This window comes from Rhizobium sp. F40D2, assembly GCF_051810745.2.
In the GTDB taxonomy this organism is placed as follows: Bacteria; Pseudomonadota; Alphaproteobacteria; order Rhizobiales; family Rhizobiaceae; genus Rhizobium.
Genome location: NZ_CM131436.1, coordinates 2323971 through 2342732, shown reverse-complemented (window position 1 = coordinate 2342732; position 18762 = coordinate 2323971). Strand labels below are relative to the sequence as shown.

The window sequence follows — 18762 nt, the reverse complement described above, 5'->3', positions numbered from 1 at the left end:
CTCAGCCGACGTCAGCTGGCGGCTCCTGCCGCGTCGTGCTTCGATGAAAAAATCGCCTGCAGGTTGGGGAGAATGATAAACTCCCTGCCCCTCTTCACCAGGCAGTTGATATAGTCGGCGCGCCAGCGCATGCCGATGCTCGGCGGCGCTTCACTCGCGCTCTTTGCAAGTGACGTCACCTCGTTCACCTTGTCGGTTCTGAGGCCGACGAGCGTCTGCTCGCCCTGCAGATCGATCTCGATGACGATGATGCGGCTATCGATAGTCGCCTGCGCTGCCTCCATCCCGAAGGCGAGACGCAGATCGGCAAGTGGAATGACCTTGCCGCGGAAGTTGATGACGCTGGCAACGAAGGGCTGGCTGCCCGGCACCGCGGTCTCCGGAAGCAGGTCCAGGATTTCCTGGACGATAACCGCTTCCAGCGCGAAGGTCTCGCCGTTGAGATCGAAGGTCAGCACTTCGACTTCCTCGGCATAACTCCAGTGATTGTCGAATCGTTCGGCTGTTGCTGCTGTTGCGCTCATCCTGCTACCCGCAATTGCGCCTCCTGTTGCTGACCCGCGGCAACCAGGTGCCCGACGTCGAGAATGAGGGCGACGCTGCCGTCGCCGAGAATGGTCGCGCCCGAGAATGTCGCGACGTCGTTATGCAGTTTCGACATCGACTTGATGACCGTCTGGTGGTCGCCGATGATCTGGTCGACGACGAGGCCGACGCGTTCCGTGCCGGTCGAGATGACGACGACCTTCTGGTGTACGTCGGGCTTGGTGCCGGTGCGGAAGAGGTCGCGCAGGCGCAGGAACGGCACTAGGCTGTCGCGCAGCGAGATGAAGCTGCGGCCGCGCGAGCGGAGATCTTCCTCGAGCGACAGTTCGAGGCATTCCTCGACCGCCGAGAGCGGGATGACGTATCGGCCGGAACCGACACGCACCAGCAGGCCGTCGATGATGGCGAGCGTCAGCGGGATGCGCAGCGACACTTCCGAGCCCTGTCCCGGCACGCTGACGATGTCGATCGCACCGCGAAGCGCTTCGACTGTCTTCTTGACCACGTCCATGCCGACGCCGCGGCCGGACAGATTGGTGATCGCCGCGGCCGTCGAGAAGCCGGGAGCGAAGATCAGCTGCAGCAGCTCGGGATCGGACAGCGGCTGGCCGGGCTGGATAAGGCCCGAGGATTCGGCCTTGGCGCGAACCCGTTCGCGATTGATGCCGCGGCCGTCGTCCTTGATCGAGATGATCACCTCGCCGCCCGCCTGGCGGGCCGAAAGCGTCACCGTGCCGGCCTCGGTCTTGCCGGCGGCAAGGCGGTCGGCAGGCGTTTCGAGGCCATGATCGATCGAGTTACGCACCAGGTGCACCAGCGGATCGGCCAGCCGCTCGATGACCGTCTTGTCGACTTCGGTGCTCTCGCCCTCCGTCACCAGCTCGATCACCTTGCCGGTTTCGCGGGCGAGATCGTGGACGAGGCGGCGGAAACGGGAGAACAGGGTGGCGACCGGCACCATGCGCAGCACCATCATCGTGTCGCGCAATTCACCGGACAGGCGTTCGATTTCTTCCGAGACGGAGCGCAGCGCGATATCGGCGCTGGCGCTGGCAAGCTGGCTGAGACGCGATTGGGCGATGACGAGCTCGCCGACGCGGTCCATCAGCTCGTCGAGACGCTCGGCTGGAACGCGGACATTCTCCGCCGCCTTCGCCTGGCTGACGGCGACGGGCGGCTCGCGCCTCGCCGGCACCGCCTCGACAGGACGAAACTCCGGAACAGCCGCCGAGACCGCGGCGACGGGGAGAGGTGCTGCCGTTTGCTCAATCGGGGCAACGTTTGCCGTTGCCGGCCCGTCGATCTCCTCGACACTGAGTTCCATATCGTCGAGCACGAAGATGAAGACGTCGTCGATCGCCGAGCGGTCCTGCTCGCTGGTCAGCATCACGTCCCAGGAGATATGGAGTTCCGTCGGCATGAGCTCGCTAAGAGGCGGAATGGCCGAGGTGTTGGCACGCACCGTGCATTCGCCGAGATCGCGCAGCTCGTCCAGCAGGCCGAGCGGGTTGGTGCCGTTGGCCATCGAATTGGCGGGCAGGCTGAAGCGGATGCGCCAGTTATTCTTCTTCTTCGTCGATACCTCACGCACGACCGCGGGTGCGGCAGCAGCGGCCGGTACGGCAGCGGGCGCCGCCGGCTTGCCGCCGACGGCCGCCTGCAACTGCGCCAGAAGCTTGCTGCCGGTATCACCGTGATCGGCGTCCGGCTGGTCGACGAGGGCGCGCATATGATCCTGGGCGGCAAGAACAGCGGCAACGAGTTCGCTGGTCGCCGCGACCTCGCCCTTGCGGACGCGGTCGAAGGCGGTTTCGCAATGATGAGTGAAGGCGGCGAGCGCCTCGAAACCGAACATCGCGCCGGAGCCCTTGAGCGTGTGGAGCCCGCGGAACACGGCGTCGACGAGATCCTTGTTGTCGAGCTGGTGAGTGAGGTCGAGAAGACCGGCCTCGATCGCTTCAAGGCATTCGGCAGCCTCCATGCGGAACACGGCAACGGGATCGAGCGTGTTCATCGTCCGAGAACCTTCTTCACGATCTTCACGAGATGTTCGGGGTCGAACGGCTTGGTCAGCCAACCCGTCGCACCGGCGGCCTTGGCGCGCGCCTTGAGATCCGCATCCGATTCCGTCGTCAGGAAGATGATCGGAACGCCGGCCTGCCCGGGCAGTTTCCGCAGTTCCTCGATCATCGTCAGGCCGTCCATGACCGGCATGTTGAGATCGGTCACGATCAGATCGAAGCGGCCACCCTTGGCAGTCGCCAGGCCCTCGGCCCCGTCGGCGGCTTCGGTGACGCTGTAACCGGCATTGCTCAGCGTGACCTTGGTGGTCAGGCGGATGCTGGCAGAATCGTCAACAGTCAGGATATTCGCACTCATAACTTCACCTCTTTATGCAACCAAAAATTTGCGTCTTCTTGATCGAAGGATTCAATGAAACCTGCGCGTTCAAGTACCTTCAGGACCGAGCCGCGAGCAGGCATAGAAAGTTTGAACGTCTTCCCGTCAACTTTTGCTTGGCGGCGCGCTGACTCTATGAGTTGAAGGAAGCTCAGATCGGCTTCCGCACTTTCAGAAATGCTAACGACGATTGTATCGTTGTCGTGAAATTCATCGATGAATTTTGAATATAGTTCGGACGCGGAGCGAATACTCAGCACATTGGGCAGATTTATAGGATCGTAATATTGTTTAGGAGTGTCCAACGCAGTCCCCCCGGCCAGAGAAATACTTGACGGCCCTAAAAGGACTCTCACGGCAGCGTTAATGCAGGGTAAACAGCGGTTGTAGGAAACTGCCGTATAACGAGTCTTAAGACTCCGAATTCTCATCCGGAATAAGTTGTATTTTTTTCTCAAAATTTAGAAACAAATAAAATAAAAGCAGTGGGTTAAGCAAAATCACCCAGCCAAGAGGCTGGGTTGGCGTGCCATCCACATCTTTCGTTAATCACAACGCTGACGAGTCCGGCGCGTTTACCGGACGTTTCCATCCTGCCCGTAGAAATAGAGTCAGATAAGCCTGTGTTTAAGAAAAGGTATAAATGTTGGCACACGCTCTGGTATCGCCGACCGCTGCAGCCTACACATCCGGACGGGATATCGGCCGGACGCTGGAATCCGCCCGCAGCCGGGTCGAGGAGCGTTTTCTCGAAGGCGGCACGGTCCTGCTTTCGGTGATGGATGTTCTCAACCGCTTGTTGAATTCTCTTGAGAGTGTCACCGCTGCACTCGACAATGGGGAGTCGAGCGATACCGGCGCCGATCTCCGTGCCACGGTGGAGAGCCTGACGGCACTGCCGGTCACCGAGGAAAATCGTCAGCAGGCGCTCGTCTCGCTTGCGCAGACCGGTATGGATCTGCGCAAGCATGTCTCCGACATGCAGGAGACGATGCGTTATCTCAGAACCTTCGCCGTCACCGTGAAGATCACCGGCGCCGGCCTTGCCGAATTCGCCGGCTTCGCACAGGAAATCCTGGAGCGAATCTATTCCGGCACCGATGAAGTCAACCGTTTCGCCACGCATCTCGACAGCCTCGACAAGGAGGTCAAGCTCGCCGCCTCCTTCGGCGCCAGTGTCTCCAAGGGTTATGCCGATACCGTTCCGGCCGTCGCCGCCGCCCTGCGCGACGACGCGGTCAAGATCGCCGAACACCGCAAGCATCTCGGCGTCGTCGCCCGCGAGGTCGGCGCGATTGCCCGCGGCGTCCAGAGCAAGGTCGCCTCGACGCTCTCTGCCCTGCAGATCGGCGACATCACCCGCCAGCGCATCGAGCATGTGCAGGCCACCCTATCGCTGCTTGAGGAATTCTTTGCCGGCGAGGAGGGCGCGAAGCTCGATGCCGGCGCGCGCAAGCGCCTGCAGAATGTCATCCACCATCTGACCGCAGCGCAGATGAACGACATGTGCACCAATTTCCAGCGGGATTCAGAGAACGTCGTCACGACGATCGCCAGTTTCGACCACGACATGCGGGAGATCCTCAAGCTGCGCGACCAGATGAGCGGTGAGAGCGGCGAAACCGGCAGCAATTTCATGCGTGCGCTGGAATCCAGCGTTTCAGCCGCCCACGAAATTGTCCAGAAGGTCGACACGGCAAGCCGCCAGGCCGACCAGGTGAGCCAGTCGACGATCGGCACGGCTGCCAAGCTCTCCGAAGCGATCGCCAACATCCGCGCCGTCAAGACCGACATTCACTATATGGCTTTGAACACCAACCTGCGCTGCAGCCGCCTCGGTGAGGAAGGCAGGTCGATCAACGTCGTCACCGCCGAGCTGCGCATCTTTGCCGGCAAGCTCGACGAATCTGCCGACGCCATCGTCACCGGCCTGCCGGCACTCGAAGCCGCGGCCGGGCGCGTCGCCCCCGCCGCCGACGTCGGGACCGGCGGTCTGGGAGAAAGCCTGACATCGGCCGTCGGCAACATCCGCTCCGCAGCCAATATGATGGAAAATGAGCTGAAGGTGCTCGCCGAGAACGGCCGCGAGGTCGCCACCAAGATCAGCCTGCTGATCGGCAAGCTCGATTTTCAGCGCGATCTCGGCGAAGTCTTTGCCCGCTGCGCCGATCTGCTCGAAAGCGCCGCCGGCACCGAGGTCGCCGATATCTCCGATCTTACGGAAGTGATCGCTCCGCTCGACCGCAAGATCTTCAAACACTATACGATGGTCCAGGAGCGCAGCATTCACCGCGACATCATCCCAGCCTGCGAAGACAGCACCCCGGCGCCCGCCGAGACCGCCAAAGCCGAAAACGACGAGGATCTTTTCGCCGACGCGCTGTTTTAAAATCGTTCCCGGCTGGGACGCGCAAAGGACGCTGTAATTTATCGCCGCCGGAACTTGTTGGCGGCTTCGATCGCCGCTTTCTGCTGATCGTCCTCGATGCCGAGATAGAAATCCTCGAGCGACGGATCGGCGAGCCCCGCCCGGCGCGACAGGACATACCACTTCGCCGCCTCGATCGGATCGGGCGCCGTGCCGATGGCGTTGATATAGAGGTGGGCGAGCTTGTTCTGTGCGACGACATTGCCGCCATTGGCGGCAAGCTTCAGCCATTCGAAGCCCTTGACGTAATCCTTCGGCCCGCCGACGCCGTTGACGAGCCAGATGCCGAGATCGAGCTGGGCCGTGTCGAAACCAGCGCGCGCCGCACGTGCCATCCACTCGCGGGCGAGTTGCTTCTTTTCCTCAGGCAAGTCCTTCAGCGTCGCATAGATCTGCGCCACGGCATATTGCGAATCGGCAATGCCCTGCTCGGCCGATTTCTCGTAGAATGGCAGCGCGAGCTTCAGTCCCGTCTCGCCGGGATGATCGGCGATGACAAGCTGCGCCCAGTTGAATTCCGCCGAAGGATTACCGGCCTCGGCCGCCTTGCGCATGTAGTCGTCGGCCTTGACCTTGTCGCGCGGCACACCCTGGCCTTCCATCAGGATCAGCGCATATTTGAACATTGCCGCCGCGTCGCCGCCTTCGGCCGCCTTGCCGTACCAGAAGGCGGCGTTCTTGACGTCCTTCTTGACACCAAGCCCCTGCGAGAGGATTTCGCCGATCAGCGTCTGTGCCGCTGCATCGCCGAGCTGGGCGCGCGGCAGCGCCTTGTCCATTGCCGTCAGGTAATAACCGCGCTGGAAGGCGCCGTAAGCCTCGTCGACAGGTCCCTTGTAATCCTTCTCCGGCGGCAGGTCCGGCAGCTTCGCACCCATGCGGTCGAACACGCCGACACCATCGGAGGGCCGCACACCCGGGACGGAGGGCCGGTCGGTGCGGAAGGTCGAGGCCGGGGCCGAGCCGGGCTGGCTGATGACGTTGTCGGTGGCCTGCGCCAAGACGACACCCGGCCCGGCCGCAACGAAGGTGACCATGCTGGCAAGCATAAATTTCAACAGGCGGGCGGTGGGGATCGGCATGAGCGCGATTTCAATCCTCAAACCGTGGCGCTTTTTCGTCAAGCAAGGCGTTGACTTCGGCGACGATAGACGGCGCCCGGTTGGGCTCGCCGAAAACAGCCAGCCGCAGCGCCACGAATTCCGCTCCGGTCTCGGCGACGGCAAGCGCCGAGGCCGGATCGGTGCCGCCCATGACGATACAGGGAATCTCGATCATCGAGGCCCACCATTCGCCGAGCGCAAGGTTCTTCGGATGTGCCTCCGGCTTGATATCGCCGTCGAGCTTGCCGAAGAAAATATAGTCCGGCCTGGCTTCGCCGATCTCAAGCGCATTGTGCCGGTCGGCTGCGTTGCCGCCGCCGACGATCAGCTTCGGCGCATGTTTTTCGATCGCTTCCGAAAGTGCCTCGGCATTGCCGGAAAGGTGCAGGCCGTCGGCCTTTGCCCGTCCCGCCACGCGGCTGTCGCCTGCAATCAGGGCGGCGGCGCCGGCATCCTGGATCAGCGGCACCAGCTTCTCGGCATGCTTCTGGAAGGTGCCGTCGTCAAGCCCGTATTGCGGCACGATCACCGAGGCGACATCGCCGCCCTTCAGCGCGTCGGCAACGATCCTTGCCTGTTCATCAGCATCGGTAATATCGGGTACGATGAGCACAAGGCGGCAGCGGTTTTCCGGTTCGGTCATCAGGTCTTTCCGTTTCCTCGCGAATTCCTCGTTGAGATGAAGGATCCGCACTCGTTTTGTGTGAGTAGTTCCGTTAGACGAGGCTTGCAAGAGGAGGACGCCGAAAGCATGCCGCAGGATTTGTCATTCTACTACGCCGCCGTGCCCGCCGTGCTCCTGGTGGGCCTCGCAAAAGGCGGCATGGGCGACGCTTTGTCGCTGATCGGCCTGCCCTTCCTCGCCCTCGTCGTCTCGCCGGTCGAGGCGGCGGCCATCCTGCTGCCGATCCTGGTCTTCATGGACATGATCTCGCTCATCATCTGGCGCCAGCACGGCGACTGGGCAACGCTGAAGATCATGCTGCCGGGCGCAGTCTTCGGCATCGCGCTGGGCTGGGCGACCTCGGCGCTCGTTCCGGGCAACATGCTGCGCATCGTCATCGGCGCTGTGACCATCCTCTTCTGCCTGCGCTATTTCTGGAACAATTATGGCCCGGGCGCCGGCAAGATCGTCCCGCCGCGCGGCCAGCGGCCGGTGGCCGCCGGCCTTTGGGGTACATTTTCCGGCTACGGCAGCTTCGTCGCCCATGCGGGAGGCGCCCCTTTTCAGATCTATGCCCTGCCGCTCAAGCTGCAGCCACGCGAATATACCGGCACCAGCGTGCGCTTCTTCGCGATCCTCAACGCCATCAAGCTCATTCCCTATTTCGCACTCGGTCAGCTCGACACCCAGAATCTCGCGACCTCCGCCACGCTGCTGCCCTTCGCCCCACTCGCCACCCTTGCCGGCGCCTGGTGTGTGCGCCGCATGAAGCCGGCAATCTTCTATCCCTTCATGTATGCGATGGCCTTGATTGCCGCCTTCCTCATCGTGCGCGAGGGTCTTGGCTGGTAAGGAGCCTTGCTGTGTAATTCCTTCAACCGGAACCGACCTAAAGAATTAGGCAGCAATTCTAAGTGTAACCATCCTTGGCGCGTCTGAAAGACTGCGACGCCGTTGCACGCTGCAATGCACAATTTCCTTGCTGGAACGGCCGGTTTAACGTAGCTTTCCCGCTATGTCGAACACGGACCCCTTCTCTGCGATTGCCGATCCGAACCGGCGGTTTCTGCTGGAGGAATTGCGTCGCGCGCCTCGGACCGTCAACGAACTCGCCGAGGGCCTGCCGATCAGTCGCCCCGCTGTGTCGCAGCACCTGAAAGCGCTGCTCGACAGCAACCTCGTCTCGGTGACCTCGGAAGGCACGAAACGCATCTACACGGTCAACAACCGCGGTTTCGACAAGCTCAATTTATGGCTGGATCAGTTCTGGGCCTGATGCAGGCTCATATGACAGCCCTGCCCATCATTTGGATGCGACTTGAACACGGCACTCGCAAAGGCGCCAGCCGCGATGCCGCTGGCATCGGGCTGGCGCAATTCTGGTGTAAAATCACCGGGTCTTGCTGATTTCAGGCGGAATGGATGGATTTACCTTTTCTTTCGCAAGATGATCGACCGGCGACCCTTGGGAAGATCAGTGGACGGATGACTTGAGACGCATGATCTCGTCCTTGATGCGCAGCTTGCGGCGCTTGCATTCGGCAATTTCTGTATCGGAGATAGAGGGAGCTGTTCTGAGCGCGTGCAGCTCCTCTTCAAGAGCGACATGCTTTTTCTGGAGTGATTCAAGATGAGCTTGAACTGTCATTTGACCCTTCCTTCCTCTTACCCTCCCCGGCCAACATCGTCGGGGATCAAGGTGTCAACGCGGCGGACTGTGACATATTTTTGAAGGCTTGTCGAAGGCCAAAAGATGAAGACTGGATGGCAATTTCATGATCAAGACTAACTAGCCGTTACCCGTATTTGGTGATAGGAGCTTGCGGAAATCATCGGCAGATCGGACAAGGTCCGGGGACGATAACGGGGAATGCATATGGCCGATCAGGAACAGGCGGAAATCAGGCTCACCGTGGCGCGGCTGCGCCAGGAGCACGAGGATTTCGACGCCGCGATCAACGCCATGATCCAGATCGGGTGCGATGCTCTGCGGATCCAGCGCATGAAGAAGAAGAAGCTCGTCATCAAGGACAGGCTTTCAAAGCTGGAAGATCAGATCATCCCTGACATCATCGCCTGAGGGGATAGCAACAAATGATGACAGACAGACCGTCCGTCGCCATCATCATGGGGAGCCAGTCCGACTGGGAGACCATGAAGAACGCCGCCGACACGCTGGAGGCGCTGGAAATCCCTTATGATGCGCGCATCATTTCGGCGCACCGCACACCCGACCGGCTGGTCAATTTTGCCAAGGGTGCGCGGGCCGAGGGCTTCAAGGTCATCATCGCCGGCGCCGGCGGCGCCGCCCACTTGCCGGGCATGGCTGCATCGATGACGCCGCTGCCGGTTTTCGGCGTGCCGGTCCAGTCTAAAACCATGTTCGGCCAGGACAGCCTTCTTTCCATCGTGCAGATGCCGGCCGGCATTCCTGTCGGCACGCTCGCCATCGGCAAGGCCGGCGCGGTCAACGCCGCCCTTCTCGCCGCCGCCGTCCTTGCCCTTTCCGACGAAGAAGTCGCCGACCGGCTCGACGAGTGGCGCGAGCGCCAGAGTGCTGCCGTCGCCGAATTCCCGATGGACGACCTATGACGGCAAGAACGATTGGCATCATCGGTGGCGGCCAACTCGGCCGCATGCTGGCCATTGCCGCCGCCAGGTTGAATTTTCGCACGGTCATTCTCGAGCCGCAGGCCGACTGCCCGGCCGCCCAGCTCGCCAACCGGCAGATCGTCGCCGCCTATGACGATCCAGCCGCCCTGACCGAACTCGCCGAAGTCTGCGATGTCGTCACTTACGAATTCGAGAACGTGCCCGTCGCAGCCGCCGAAGCGCTTTCGGCAAGCATACCCATCTATCCGCCGCCGAAGGCGTTGGAAGCCGCCCAGGACCGCCTTGTCGAAAAGCGCTTCCTCAATGATTGCGGCATATCAACGGCCCGCTTCCATGCGATCGACAGCCAGGCCGACCTGGAAATGGCGCTCGCCGATTTCGGCGGCCAGGGCGTACTGAAGACGCGCCGCCTCGGTTATGACGGCAAGGGCCAGAGGGTTTTCCATTCAGCCGCCGACAGCGCTGATGGCGCCTATGCCGCGCTCGGCGCCGTGCCGCTGATCCTCGAAAGTTTCGTCGCCTTCGAGCGCGAGGTCTCGATCATCGCCGCCCGCGCCACGGACGGCACGGTCGTCTGCTTCGATCCCGCAGAGAATGTCCATCGCAGCGGCATCCTCCACACCTCGACGGTTCCGGCTGCGATCTCGCCGACGACGGCGGACGCCGCGCGCCGATCGGCCGAAAAGATCCTCGCGGCATTGAACTATGTCGGCGTTATCGGCATCGAATTCTTCGTGCTTGCCGATGGCGGCCTGATTGCCAACGAGATGGCGCCACGTGTCCACAACTCCGGTCACTGGACGGAGGCCGCCTGCGTCGTCAGCCAGTTCGAACAGCATATCCGTGCCGTCGCGGGCCTGCCGCTCGGCAATGCAGAGCGGCATTCCGACTGCTTCATGCAGAACCTGATCGGCGACGATATCCTGGCCGTTGCCGACTGGCTGCAGCGCCCCGCTACGCTGGTTCATCTCTACGGCAAGACGGAATGGCGCCCCGGCCGCAAGATGGGCCATGTCACCACCTTGACGCCGAAATCGCCGGTTTTGGCCTGAGAAAACACTGCTGCGCCTTGGGAAAAACACCGTCATGCGGTTGACACGGAAAAGGTGACGAGGTATCTGCTCCCCCACCTAAACAGCGCGCCCGATGGCGCGCTTTTGATTGTTAAAGATACGGGCGAATGTGAATTCCCCCATAGAGATCGCGGATCAGAAAAATGAAGATCAAGAATTCGCTCAAGTCGCTCAAGGCACGCCACCGTGACAACCGTCTGGTTCGCCGCAAGGGCCGCATCTACATTATCAACAAGCTGAACCCGCGCTACAAGGCTCGTCAGGGCTGATTTAGCGCGCCCGGATCGCTTCGCCCGCGCGAGTTTGCGCCGGCAGATATCCGGTTGGTCGCTGCGGTGATCACGTCAAATTTGTTTGATCTTCGGCGTTGGCGGGCTAATATGTCCGCCATGCGCTTTTTTGCTTTGACGTCAGCGGCGCTGCCGCTCGCCCTCATCTTCTCCGCCGCCACCTTTCCGGCCACTGCCGCGGAAAAGGACGTTATCGTCGAGCAGGCGGATGTCTCCAATTCGCCGAAACAACACATCGACCAGCTCTTCAGCCAGCTGAAACGCGAGCGCGACCCCGACAAAGCCAGCGGCATCGCCAATGAGATCCGCATGGAATGGAACGATTCCGGCAGCGCAACCATCAATCTGCTGATGCAGTGGGCCGATAAGGCGATCGAGGAAAAGCGCAATGCCGCCGCCCTCGATTTCCTTGACGAGGCGATCGCGCTAAAACCCGATTATGCCGAAAGCTGGAACCGCCGCGCGACGCTGAACTTCGTCATGGGCAATTATCGCAAGTCGATGTCCGACATCGAACGTGTGCTCGATCTCGAGCCGCGCCATTTTGGCGCGCTCTCCGGCATGGCGGCGATCCTCAGCAATTCCGGCAACGACCAGCTGACCTTGAAGGCCTGGGAGCGTTTTCTTGACATCTACCCCGCCGAACGGACCGCGCAGGAACAGGCCAACACGCTTGCAGAAAAACTCGCCGGCAACCGCACCTGATCCTCGGGCGTCGAGCTTGACCTCCGGCCGAACCGCGCAATTTAGAACTTTAGACGGGAAACGATGCAACACGTCGGCTCTCGCCAAAGCCGCCGCAACTATCGCCCGTTAAGATCATGCTTGCAGAAGTTTCCGCTCTTCTCGCCCCGCTCGCCGCCGCCATAGGTTACTCCTCCTATAAGGCGCGGCAATTCGAACAGACCTATCCGAATATCGGCGAACTGACGGATGTCGGCGGCTACCGAATGAATGCCGTCCATATCGAGCGTCCCGAAGGCGCCGACCTGCCGGCCCTGGTCTTCATTCACGGCGCCAGCGGTAATCTGCTCGACCAGGTCGTCGCCTTCCGCGCAGCACTCGAAGGCCGGGCCGAGATGCTGTTCGTCGATCGTCCCGGCCACGGTTATTCCGAACGCGGCGGTCCTGATAACGCGGTTCCCTCCGGTCAGGCCGATGCGATCGCCAGGCTGATGGAAAAGCGCGGCATCGAAAAAGCTGTCATAGTCGGCCATTCCTTCGGCGGCGCGATCACCGCCGCTTTCGGCCTGCGCCATCCCGATAAGACCTCGGGCCTGCTTTTCCTCGCCCCCGCCACCCACCCGTGGCCGGGCGGCATCGACTGGTTCTATCACATCGCAACCGTGCCGGTCCTCGGCTGGCTTTTCAACCACGCGATCGTCGTGCCGCTCGGGCTGAGCCGGCTGGATCGCGGCACGCGGAACGTCTTCCACCCCAATCCGCGCCCGGCCGATTACATCGAACAGACCGGTCCGTCGCTGGTGCTGCGACCCGACGCTTTCCACAACAATGCCGCCGATTTAAAGAGACTGCTTGCCTATGTGAAGGAACAGTCACCACTTTATGCGCAGATCACCGCGCCGACCGTCATCATCACAGGCGACAGCGACGAGATTGTCTGGGAGCACCTGCATTCACGCGGCCTGGCCCGAGATATAGCGGGCTCCGAACTTATCACCGTTCGCGGCGTCGGCCACAAGCCGGATTATCTCGCAACCGATGTCGCCATCGCCGCCATCGAGAAGATCGCCGGCATGCCGCGCGACCTTCAGGCGATCGCCCGTCGGGCCGAAGAGAGGCTCGCCGCCGCATCAAGCGACAGGACGCTTGCAGCCGCGCCCTCGTTGAGGCCAAGCGCCCTTCACGGCGCATGACCTCTGCGGCTCGAGTTCGACGAAGAGACCATCGGCAGCAATACCGAAACCTGCATCAGGCGCTGAGACGCACACCGCCGTCACAGGTGATCACGTGGCCACTCATAAATCCGTTTCCGATTAGGAAGGCGATCGCCTCCGCTATATCCTCCGGCCTGCCGACGCGACCGACCGGCGTGCGGCTGGCGAAGTCCGCAAAGACGCTGCCCCGCTGCTCCGACGGCAGGAAACTCCACCACGGCGTATCGACGACCCCGGGTGAAACGCCGTTGACGCGCAACGGCTTCAATTCGGCGGCCAGCACCGGCACCATCGCCTCGATGCCGGCATTGACGGCAGCAAGCCCAGCCGTACCGGGCATCGCGGCCTGCGCACTGACCGCCGAAACGAAAGTGATGCTGCCGCCCGGCTGCAGCAGCGGCAATGCTGCCTGAGCTGCCGCGGCATGCGGAATGAGCTTGGTCTGGAACCCGGCAAGCAGATCCGCCATGTCGAGTGTAGCAAAAGGCCCGGCGCCATGGCCGCTGCCCATGGCCAGCACCAGATGACCGAACGCGCCGATCCCGGCAAAAGCCTCACCGAGTGCCGATAGCTTCGCCGCATCGAGCACGAGGCTGCGCAGATCACCGTCGATCGATGTTTTTGCCGCGGCAAGCTTCTCGCCGTCACGGCCTGCGATGGTGACCGTATATCCCTGTTTCAAAAGTAATTTCGCCGTAGCAAAGCCGATGCCGGAAGACCCGCCGATGACGACGACATGCTGTAAAGACATGATGCTGCTCCTTGATTATTCGAGCCGCAGACGCTTCAATCACCCGCGACGCCTGCATCATGCGCCGCCTGGAAACGTCAAACAGTTCCATTTTTATCCTGGTATCGATACTGATATGATCCCCGGCATGGACCAGAGAGCCGACACATTCGAAGCCCGCCGCCGTGAATTCGCAGCCTTCCTGCGTTCGCGTCGCGAGCGGCTGGCGCCGTCCGAAGTTGGCTTGCCGGAGGGTTTTCGGCGACGCACGCCAGGTCTGAGGCGCGAGGAACTCGCCATGCTGGCCGGCGTCGGCACCACCTGGTACACATGGCTGGAACAGGGCCGCGACATCAGACCCTCGGCACAGGTGCTGAATGCCCTTGCCGATGCGCTGCGTCTCGACGAGGCCGAGCGCCAACATCTCTTCACCCTCAACGACCGCCAGATGCCGCAGACAGTATCCAGCGCGCCCGAATGCGTCGACGAACCGCTGCGGCGCATGCTCGCCAACCTCACCCACCAACCGGCCTATGTGCTTGGCCGTCGGTGGGATGTGCTCGCCTGGAACCGCGCCGCCGAAGTACTCTTCGGCGGTTACGACACGCTCGACCGTGACGAGCGCAACACCATGCATCGCCTCTTCGCCGATCCGGCGCATCGCCGGCTGCTCGTCGATTGGGAGACGGTTGCCCGCGTCTCGCTGGCGATGTTTCGCGCCGACAGCGCGCGTTATGCCGGTGATCCGGATTTCGAGCGACTGATCGCCCTGTTGAAACAGGCAAGCTCCGAATTTCGTGACTGGTGGCAGCGCCACGAGGTCGTCACCCCGCTGTCGGGTATCAAGCGCATCGACCATCCGGTTAAGGGCCGCATGTGCTTCGAGCATACAGGGCTGACATTGACGAGCCGGCCGGAGATGAAGCTTGTCGTCTATACGCCGCTGGATGATGAGGACACCAACCGGAAACTCGCCGAGCTTCTTGCCTAAAGCCAAACCCTCGCATTGCCTCGGGCCGTCGCAGCCCCATATGCTTTTCAACATTGTCCATAGGAGGGGAAATCATGGGCCGCCTGCATATTGGCACGATCCGTCATATCGGCACTGTCGCTGAGCCTGACGTCGGTCTTCGCCGCCTCGCCCGCGCCTGTCGAGGCCGAGCACGGCATGGTCGTCACCGCCCAGCATCTAGCGACCGATGTCGGCGTCGAGGTGCTGAAAGGCGGCGGCAATGCCGTCGATGCAGCCGTCGCCGTCGGTTATGCGCTGGCGGTCGTCTATCCCTCGGCCGGCAATCTCGGCGGCGGCGGCTTCATGACCATTCGCCTGAAGGACGGCACCAAGACCTTCCTCGATTTCCGCGAACGCGCGCCGCTTGCCGCCACGAAGACCATGTATCTCGATGCCAAGGGCGATATCGTGCCGCGCGCCAGCCTCGATGGCTATCTTGCCGTCGGCGTTCCCGGCTCCGTGATGGGCTTCGAAACCGCACGCGAGAAATATGGCACAAAGCCGCGCCAGGATCTGATCGCACCGGCACTTCGCTTCGCCAGGGAAGGCTACACACTGGAACAGGGCGATGCCGCAAGCTTCGCAGGCAGCGCCAAGCGCCTCGCCAGAGACGAGGCGGCAGCGAAGATCTTCCTGAAACCGGATGGCAAAGCCTATGCATCGGGCGAAAAGCTCCAGCAGCCCGACCTTGCCGCGGTCCTGGCAGCCATTTCCGAAAAAGGACCTGATGCCTTCTACAAGGCCGCGCCCGCCGAGGCGATCGTCAAGGCAAGCCAGGCCAAGGGCGGCATCCTCGCCAAGGAGGATTTCGAGCAATATGCCGTGCGCGAGTTGAAGCCGGTCGAATGCAATTATCGTGGCTACGACATCATCTCCTCGCCGCCGCCTTCCTCCGGCGGCGCCATCATCTGCGAGATCCTCAATGTTCTCGAAGGTTATCCGCTTTCCTACCTGGGCTACGGGTCGGCCGACACCGTGCATGTGATGGTCGAGGCCATGCGCTACGCCTATGTCGACCGCAACGCTGCGCTCGGCGATCCCGATTTCGTCGATAACCCGGTCGCAAAGCTCATCGACAAGACCTATGCCAAGGAGATCGCCGCCAAGATCGATCCCTACAAGGCCGGCACCTCGGCCAACCTTAAACCGCTCGGCGGCAAGGAAAGCACCGAGACGACCCATTATTCGATCATCGACGACGAGGGCAATGCGGTCGCCGTCACCTATACGCTGAACGGCTCCTTCGGCGCCGCCGTCGTGGCACCCGGCACCGGCGTCCTGCTCAACAACGAGATGGACGATTTCACCTCCAAGCCCGGCGTGCCGAACCTTTATGGCCTCGTCCAGGGCGAGGCGAACGCCATCGCACCGAAGAAGACACCGCTCTCGTCGATGAGCCCGACGATCGTCACCAAGGACGGCAAGCCTTTCATGGTGATCGGCAGCCCCGGCGGCTCGCGTATCATAACCATCACGCTGGAAGCGATCCTCAACGTCGTCGATTTCGGCATGGATATCAGCCAGGCGGTGAATGCGCCGCGTATCCACCATCAATGGCAGCCCGACAAGGTCTATCTCGAACCCTATGCAATTTCGCCCGATACGGAAAAGACCCTCGCCGCCATGGGCTACAGCTTCGATGGCGGCAATGACGCGCCGCTCTGGGGCCAGGCCGCCGGCATCCTCGTCGGCGGCAAAAGCCTCGCCGCCATCGAAAAGGGCGGCGGTGCGCGGTATAACGGCGCCATGGACAGCCGCGCCGCGGAGGGTTCGGCGAGCGGCTACTGACGATCGTCAGCAGCGGGCGACAAACGCGACGAGCCATTCATGTCACGGTGACAAAGTCGCCGTTCACAAATGGCTTGCCGCGCCCTAAGCATGAGCGAACCCGCAAGCAGGACGATTCCCGAATGGCCAGCATTGAAATGATTGTCGCCGCCCGCGCCCGTCTGCGCGGTCACGCGAGGCGCACGCCGCTTCTCTCCTCTCCCTTCCTGAACGAGATCGCCGGTCGGCGCCTGTTCGTGAAGGCCGAATGCCTGCAGCATTCCGGCTCGTTCAAGTTTCGCGGCGGCTGGTCGGCCGTCTCCGGCCTCGATCCGGCGATCCGCTCGAAGGGCGTTATCGCCTTCTCCTCCGGCAACCATGCGCAGGGTGTCGCCCTTGCCGCCAAGCTGCACAACGTGCCCTCCGTCATCATCATGCCGAGCGATGCTCCGAAGCTGAAGATCGCCAATACCCGCGCCTTCGGCGCCGAAGTGGTACTCTACGACCGCGTCAACGAGGACCGTGACGAGATCGGCGCCAGGCTGTCGGCCGAGCGCGGCCTGACGTTGATCAAGCCTTTCGACGAACCGCTGGTGATCGCCGGCCAGGGCACGACCGGCCTTGAAATCTCAGAGCAGGCGGAAGAGGAAGGCGTGACATCAGCCGAAGTCCTCGTACCCTGTGGCGGCGGCGGATTGACCTCCGGCATCGCGCTCGCGCTTGAAGCCAGCGCCCCCGGCTTTCGCGTCCGCCCCTGCGAGCCCAAGGATTTCGACGACACCGCCCGCTCGCTTGCCTCAGGCAGGATCGAACGCAATGTGGCGATATCGGGCTCGATCTGCGATGCGATCGTCACGCCGCAGCCTGGAAATATCACCTTCCCGATCCTCAAGCGCCTGGCCGGCGCCGGCATCGTCGTGACCGACGAGGAGGCGCTGCGCGCCATGGCGCTCGCTTTCGTCAGGCTGAAGATCGTCGTCGAGCCCGGCGGCGCGGTGGCGCTCGCCGCCGCCCTCTTCCATGGCGAAGCGCTGGAAAGCGACACGGTGGTAGCCGTGACCTCCGGCGGCAATGTCGATTCAGACATCTTCGCCATGGCGCTGGAACGCTTCGGCTGAGGGCATCGTGAGACAGCCAGCCGCCCGATAGTCCCGACAGCAAATGCAAGTTGATGAGGCATCCGGATCCCTCGAGCCGAATGCCGTATTCTGGCGTCAGATAGCTTGAAGCGCCCGGCGGATTGCCATCTCGACCGGCGAATAGACGCCGTCCTCCCGCTCAAGCCGAAGCGGTTCGGACGGTGCAAGGCCGGGCTGCCCCACGAAGCGGGGTTCTTTGCCGCGATGCTTTTGCGCTGCATGGATCAGGAAAGGATGGCACAGATAGACCGTGCCCGCCTGCCCCGTCGCCAAGGCCAGCGGCCGGTCTTCGCCGACATGCTCCAGCCTGAGATGCGCCATCCCCGCTTCGCCCGCCGGTGCCAAAAGGCGCGCGATATCCTTGTGCGAGCCGATACGGATACGGGTCGGCGCATCCTCCTCCCCGACATCCGAGAACAGGAAAAGCATCAGCAGCGCCCGCCCGCGCGAGGTGATATTCACCCGCCAGGCGGAAAAGTCCCGTTGTTCGTTCGGATCGGAATCCACACCGGGAAAGCTCAGATCGACATGCCAGCCGGCATCGCCGGGATCGTCCGGATGGGGAAAGCGCACAGGGAAACTGCCAAGCCCCGTGCGTGGCTCCCAGCGCCCTCTGCCGACAAGCTGGTCGAACGCCGAATGCAATACCGGCGTGTTGACGGCTTTCTCGAACGGGCCTCCACCATAACCGGCAAGCCGCACGACCGGCTGCGTCCATGTCCTTGGATCATCCGCATTGAAGGGAATATCGCGCCACATAATGGCACGAGCTTCCTCGGCCAATTCGCGGGGAAAAGCCACGTCGATCCGGATAAAGCCGTCCTCGATGAATTGCTCGATGTGCGCGGCGCTCAGCACCGGCGGGTAAACATTTGATGTCATGAAAGATCTCTCTATCGCCAATCCTGCCGGCTCTTTCCTTGGCCAGATGCAGGGTGGTTGCAGTCCACGGCAACGCGCCAGCCGCGAAGGCTGGCAAGCGGCCGCATCTTCCGATGCCCGAAGGCAGAGCTTTAAAGGCTCAAGAAGAAGGCCGTAGCGATATTGAGAGCGATCATCTTCATAGCAGTCCGAAGCTATAGCCACGCGATCGAAGGGT

20 protein-coding genes and 1 pseudogene are annotated in these 18762 nt (G+C 62.1%); 12 read left to right on the top strand and 9 right to left on the bottom strand.

The window, feature by feature from the left end:
• Positions 1-11: 11 nt before the first annotated feature.
• Genes ACS4RS_RS11245 through ACS4RS_RS11230 form a run of 4 tightly spaced genes read right to left on the bottom strand, consistent with a single transcriptional unit; the run spans position 12 to position 3251 of the window.
• Positions 12-524 (bottom strand): chemotaxis protein CheW, encoded by a 513-nt coding sequence (locus tag ACS4RS_RS11245; protein WP_439010897.1) that lies wholly within the window; start codon positions 522-524, stop codon positions 12-14.
• Positions 521-2560, bottom strand: coding sequence for a chemotaxis protein CheW (locus tag ACS4RS_RS11240; RefSeq protein ID WP_439010898.1), 2040 nt, complete (start codon positions 2558-2560; stop codon positions 521-523). Before ACS4RS_RS11240 ends, ACS4RS_RS11245 begins: the two co-directional genes overlap by 4 nt.
• Positions 2557-2925 carry a response regulator gene (locus ACS4RS_RS11235; RefSeq protein ID WP_003585726.1) on the bottom strand — a complete coding sequence of 123 codons (369 nt, stop codon included), beginning with the start codon at positions 2923-2925 and terminating at the stop codon, positions 2557-2559. Before ACS4RS_RS11235 ends, ACS4RS_RS11240 begins: the two co-directional genes overlap by 4 nt.
• Positions 2922-3251, bottom strand: coding sequence for an STAS domain-containing protein (locus ACS4RS_RS11230; RefSeq protein WP_439010899.1), 330 nt, complete (start codon positions 3249-3251; stop codon positions 2922-2924). Before ACS4RS_RS11230 ends, ACS4RS_RS11235 begins: the two co-directional genes overlap by 4 nt.
• A 341-nt stretch (positions 3252-3592) precedes the next feature.
• On the opposite strand from ACS4RS_RS11230, the gene ACS4RS_RS11225 reads away from it, so the two are divergent.
• A complete protein-coding gene (locus tag ACS4RS_RS11225; protein ID WP_449313971.1) occupies positions 3593-5335 on the top strand; it encodes a chemotaxis protein in 1743 nt (580 codons plus the stop codon).
• 38 nt (positions 5336-5373) lie between these two features.
• Here the strand turns inward: ACS4RS_RS11225 and ACS4RS_RS11220 are convergent, their stop codons facing one another.
• Positions 5374-6456, bottom strand: coding sequence for a tetratricopeptide repeat protein (locus ACS4RS_RS11220; RefSeq protein WP_439010900.1), 1083 nt, complete (start codon positions 6454-6456; stop codon positions 5374-5376).
• Between the two features lie 10 nt (positions 6457-6466).
• A complete protein-coding gene (locus ACS4RS_RS11215) occupies positions 6467-7120 on the bottom strand; it encodes a thiamine phosphate synthase (protein WP_439010901.1) in 654 nt (217 codons plus the stop codon).
• A gap of 108 nt (positions 7121-7228) precedes the next feature.
• On the opposite strand from ACS4RS_RS11215, the gene ACS4RS_RS11210 reads away from it, so the two are divergent.
• Together ACS4RS_RS11210 and ACS4RS_RS11205 are read left to right on the top strand one after the other, a co-directional pair.
• On the top strand, positions 7229-7993 hold the full coding sequence (locus tag ACS4RS_RS11210; protein WP_439010902.1) for a TSUP family transporter: 765 nt from the start codon (positions 7229-7231) through the stop codon (positions 7991-7993).
• 163 nt (positions 7994-8156) lie between these two features.
• Positions 8157-8417, top strand: a complete 261-nt coding sequence (locus ACS4RS_RS11205) for an ArsR/SmtB family transcription factor (RefSeq protein ID WP_003542830.1) — start codon at positions 8157-8159, stop codon at positions 8415-8417.
• A 198-nt stretch (positions 8418-8615) separates the two neighbouring features.
• Here the strand turns inward: ACS4RS_RS11205 and ACS4RS_RS11200 are convergent, their stop codons facing one another.
• Complete coding sequence (locus ACS4RS_RS11200; RefSeq protein ID WP_003566443.1) at positions 8616-8789, bottom strand: YdcH family protein; 174 nt, start codon at positions 8787-8789, stop codon at positions 8616-8618.
• A gap of 228 nt (positions 8790-9017) precedes the next feature.
• Between ACS4RS_RS11200 and ACS4RS_RS11195 the strand changes: the two genes are divergently transcribed.
• From ACS4RS_RS11195 to ACS4RS_RS11170, 6 genes are all read left to right on the top strand, one after another.
• Positions 9018-9221: a YdcH family protein gene (locus ACS4RS_RS11195; protein ID WP_003566445.1), complete on the top strand. Its 204-nt coding sequence runs from the start codon at positions 9018-9020 to the stop codon at positions 9219-9221.
• Between the two features lie 17 nt (positions 9222-9238).
• Complete coding sequence (gene purE, locus ACS4RS_RS11190; RefSeq protein WP_439010903.1) at positions 9239-9733, top strand: 5-(carboxyamino)imidazole ribonucleotide mutase; 495 nt, start codon at positions 9239-9241, stop codon at positions 9731-9733.
• Positions 9730-10806: a 5-(carboxyamino)imidazole ribonucleotide synthase gene (locus ACS4RS_RS11185; RefSeq protein WP_439010904.1), complete on the top strand. Its 1077-nt coding sequence runs from the start codon at positions 9730-9732 to the stop codon at positions 10804-10806. The genes purE and ACS4RS_RS11185 overlap by 4 nt, the downstream gene beginning before the upstream one ends.
• Before the next feature lie 164 nt (positions 10807-10970).
• Positions 10971-11096 carry a type B 50S ribosomal protein L36 gene (gene ykgO / locus ACS4RS_RS11180; protein WP_003582204.1) on the top strand — a complete coding sequence of 42 codons (126 nt, stop codon included), beginning with the start codon at positions 10971-10973 and terminating at the stop codon, positions 11094-11096.
• A gap of 111 nt (positions 11097-11207) precedes the next feature.
• The gene (locus ACS4RS_RS11175) at positions 11208-11822 is read left to right on the top strand and encodes a hypothetical protein (RefSeq protein WP_439010905.1); all 615 of its coding nucleotides are present in this window, start codon (positions 11208-11210) and stop codon (positions 11820-11822) included.
• A gap of 116 nt (positions 11823-11938) precedes the next feature.
• Complete coding sequence (locus ACS4RS_RS11170) at positions 11939-12994, top strand: alpha/beta fold hydrolase (RefSeq protein ID WP_439010906.1); 1056 nt, start codon at positions 11939-11941, stop codon at positions 12992-12994.
• A 55-nt stretch (positions 12995-13049) separates the two neighbouring features.
• On the opposite strand, the gene ACS4RS_RS11165 is transcribed toward ACS4RS_RS11170, so the two are convergent.
• Positions 13050-13766, bottom strand: a complete 717-nt coding sequence (locus ACS4RS_RS11165; protein ID WP_439010907.1) for an SDR family oxidoreductase — start codon at positions 13764-13766, stop codon at positions 13050-13052.
• 115 nt (positions 13767-13881) lie between these two features.
• On the opposite strand from ACS4RS_RS11165, the gene ACS4RS_RS11160 reads away from it, so the two are divergent.
• The 3 genes and pseudogenes from ACS4RS_RS11160 (at position 13882) to ACS4RS_RS11150 (ending at position 17642) form a co-directional block, all read left to right on the top strand.
• Positions 13882-14736 carry an MmyB family transcriptional regulator gene (locus ACS4RS_RS11160; protein ID WP_439011851.1) on the top strand — a complete coding sequence of 285 codons (855 nt, stop codon included), beginning with the start codon at positions 13882-13884 and terminating at the stop codon, positions 14734-14736.
• A gap of 74 nt (positions 14737-14810) precedes the next feature.
• Positions 14811-16545 (top strand): annotated as a pseudogene (gene ggt / locus ACS4RS_RS11155) (gamma-glutamyltransferase).
• Positions 16546-16667: 122 nt separating this feature from the next.
• Complete coding sequence (locus tag ACS4RS_RS11150; protein ID WP_439010909.1) at positions 16668-17642, top strand: pyridoxal-phosphate dependent enzyme; 975 nt, start codon at positions 16668-16670, stop codon at positions 17640-17642.
• 96 nt (positions 17643-17738) lie between these two features.
• On the opposite strand, the gene ACS4RS_RS11145 is transcribed toward ACS4RS_RS11150, so the two are convergent.
• Positions 17739-18545: a phytanoyl-CoA dioxygenase family protein gene (locus tag ACS4RS_RS11145; protein ID WP_439010910.1), complete on the bottom strand. Its 807-nt coding sequence runs from the start codon at positions 18543-18545 to the stop codon at positions 17739-17741.
• Positions 18546-18762: the final 217 nt, after the last annotated feature.

Excerpts from the sequence above, each read along its gene's own strand:
- ACS4RS_RS11240 (WP_439010898.1), bottom strand. The coding sequence starts at position 2,560 with ATGAACACGCTCGATCCCGTTGCCGTGTTCCGCATGGAGGCTGCCGAA.
- ACS4RS_RS11175 (WP_439010905.1), top strand. The coding sequence starts at position 11,208 with ATGTCCGCCATGCGCTTTTTTGCTTTGACGTCAGCGGCGCTGCCGCTC.
- ACS4RS_RS11205 (WP_003542830.1), top strand. The coding sequence starts at position 8,157 with ATGTCGAACACGGACCCCTTCTCTGCGATTGCCGATCCGAACCGGCGG.
- ACS4RS_RS11235 (WP_003585726.1), bottom strand. The coding sequence starts at position 2,925 with ATGAGTGCGAATATCCTGACTGTTGACGATTCTGCCAGCATCCGCCTG.
- ACS4RS_RS11210 (WP_439010902.1), top strand. The coding sequence starts at position 7,229 with ATGCCGCAGGATTTGTCATTCTACTACGCCGCCGTGCCCGCCGTGCTC.
- purE (WP_439010903.1), top strand. The coding sequence starts at position 9,239 with ATGACAGACAGACCGTCCGTCGCCATCATCATGGGGAGCCAGTCCGAC.
- ACS4RS_RS11215 (WP_439010901.1), bottom strand. The coding sequence starts at position 7,120 with ATGACCGAACCGGAAAACCGCTGCCGCCTTGTGCTCATCGTACCCGAT.
- ACS4RS_RS11145 (WP_439010910.1), bottom strand. The coding sequence starts at position 18,545 with ATGACATCAAATGTTTACCCGCCGGTGCTGAGCGCCGCGCACATCGAG.
- ACS4RS_RS11150 (WP_439010909.1), top strand. The coding sequence starts at position 16,668 with ATGGCCAGCATTGAAATGATTGTCGCCGCCCGCGCCCGTCTGCGCGGT.
- ACS4RS_RS11195 (WP_003566445.1), top strand. The coding sequence starts at position 9,018 with ATGGCCGATCAGGAACAGGCGGAAATCAGGCTCACCGTGGCGCGGCTG.
- ACS4RS_RS11200 (WP_003566443.1), bottom strand. The coding sequence starts at position 8,789 with ATGACAGTTCAAGCTCATCTTGAATCACTCCAGAAAAAGCATGTCGCT.
- ykgO (WP_003582204.1), top strand. The coding sequence starts at position 10,971 with ATGAAGATCAAGAATTCGCTCAAGTCGCTCAAGGCACGCCACCGTGAC.
- ACS4RS_RS11160 (WP_439011851.1), top strand. The coding sequence starts at position 13,882 with ATGATCCCCGGCATGGACCAGAGAGCCGACACATTCGAAGCCCGCCGC.
- ACS4RS_RS11170 (WP_439010906.1), top strand. The coding sequence starts at position 11,939 with ATGCTTGCAGAAGTTTCCGCTCTTCTCGCCCCGCTCGCCGCCGCCATA.
- ACS4RS_RS11220 (WP_439010900.1), bottom strand. The coding sequence starts at position 6,456 with ATGCCGATCCCCACCGCCCGCCTGTTGAAATTTATGCTTGCCAGCATG.
- ACS4RS_RS11185 (WP_439010904.1), top strand. The coding sequence starts at position 9,730 with ATGACGGCAAGAACGATTGGCATCATCGGTGGCGGCCAACTCGGCCGC.
- ACS4RS_RS11245 (WP_439010897.1), bottom strand. The coding sequence starts at position 524 with ATGAGCGCAACAGCAGCAACAGCCGAACGATTCGACAATCACTGGAGT.
- ACS4RS_RS11165 (WP_439010907.1), bottom strand. The coding sequence starts at position 13,766 with ATGTCTTTACAGCATGTCGTCGTCATCGGCGGGTCTTCCGGCATCGGC.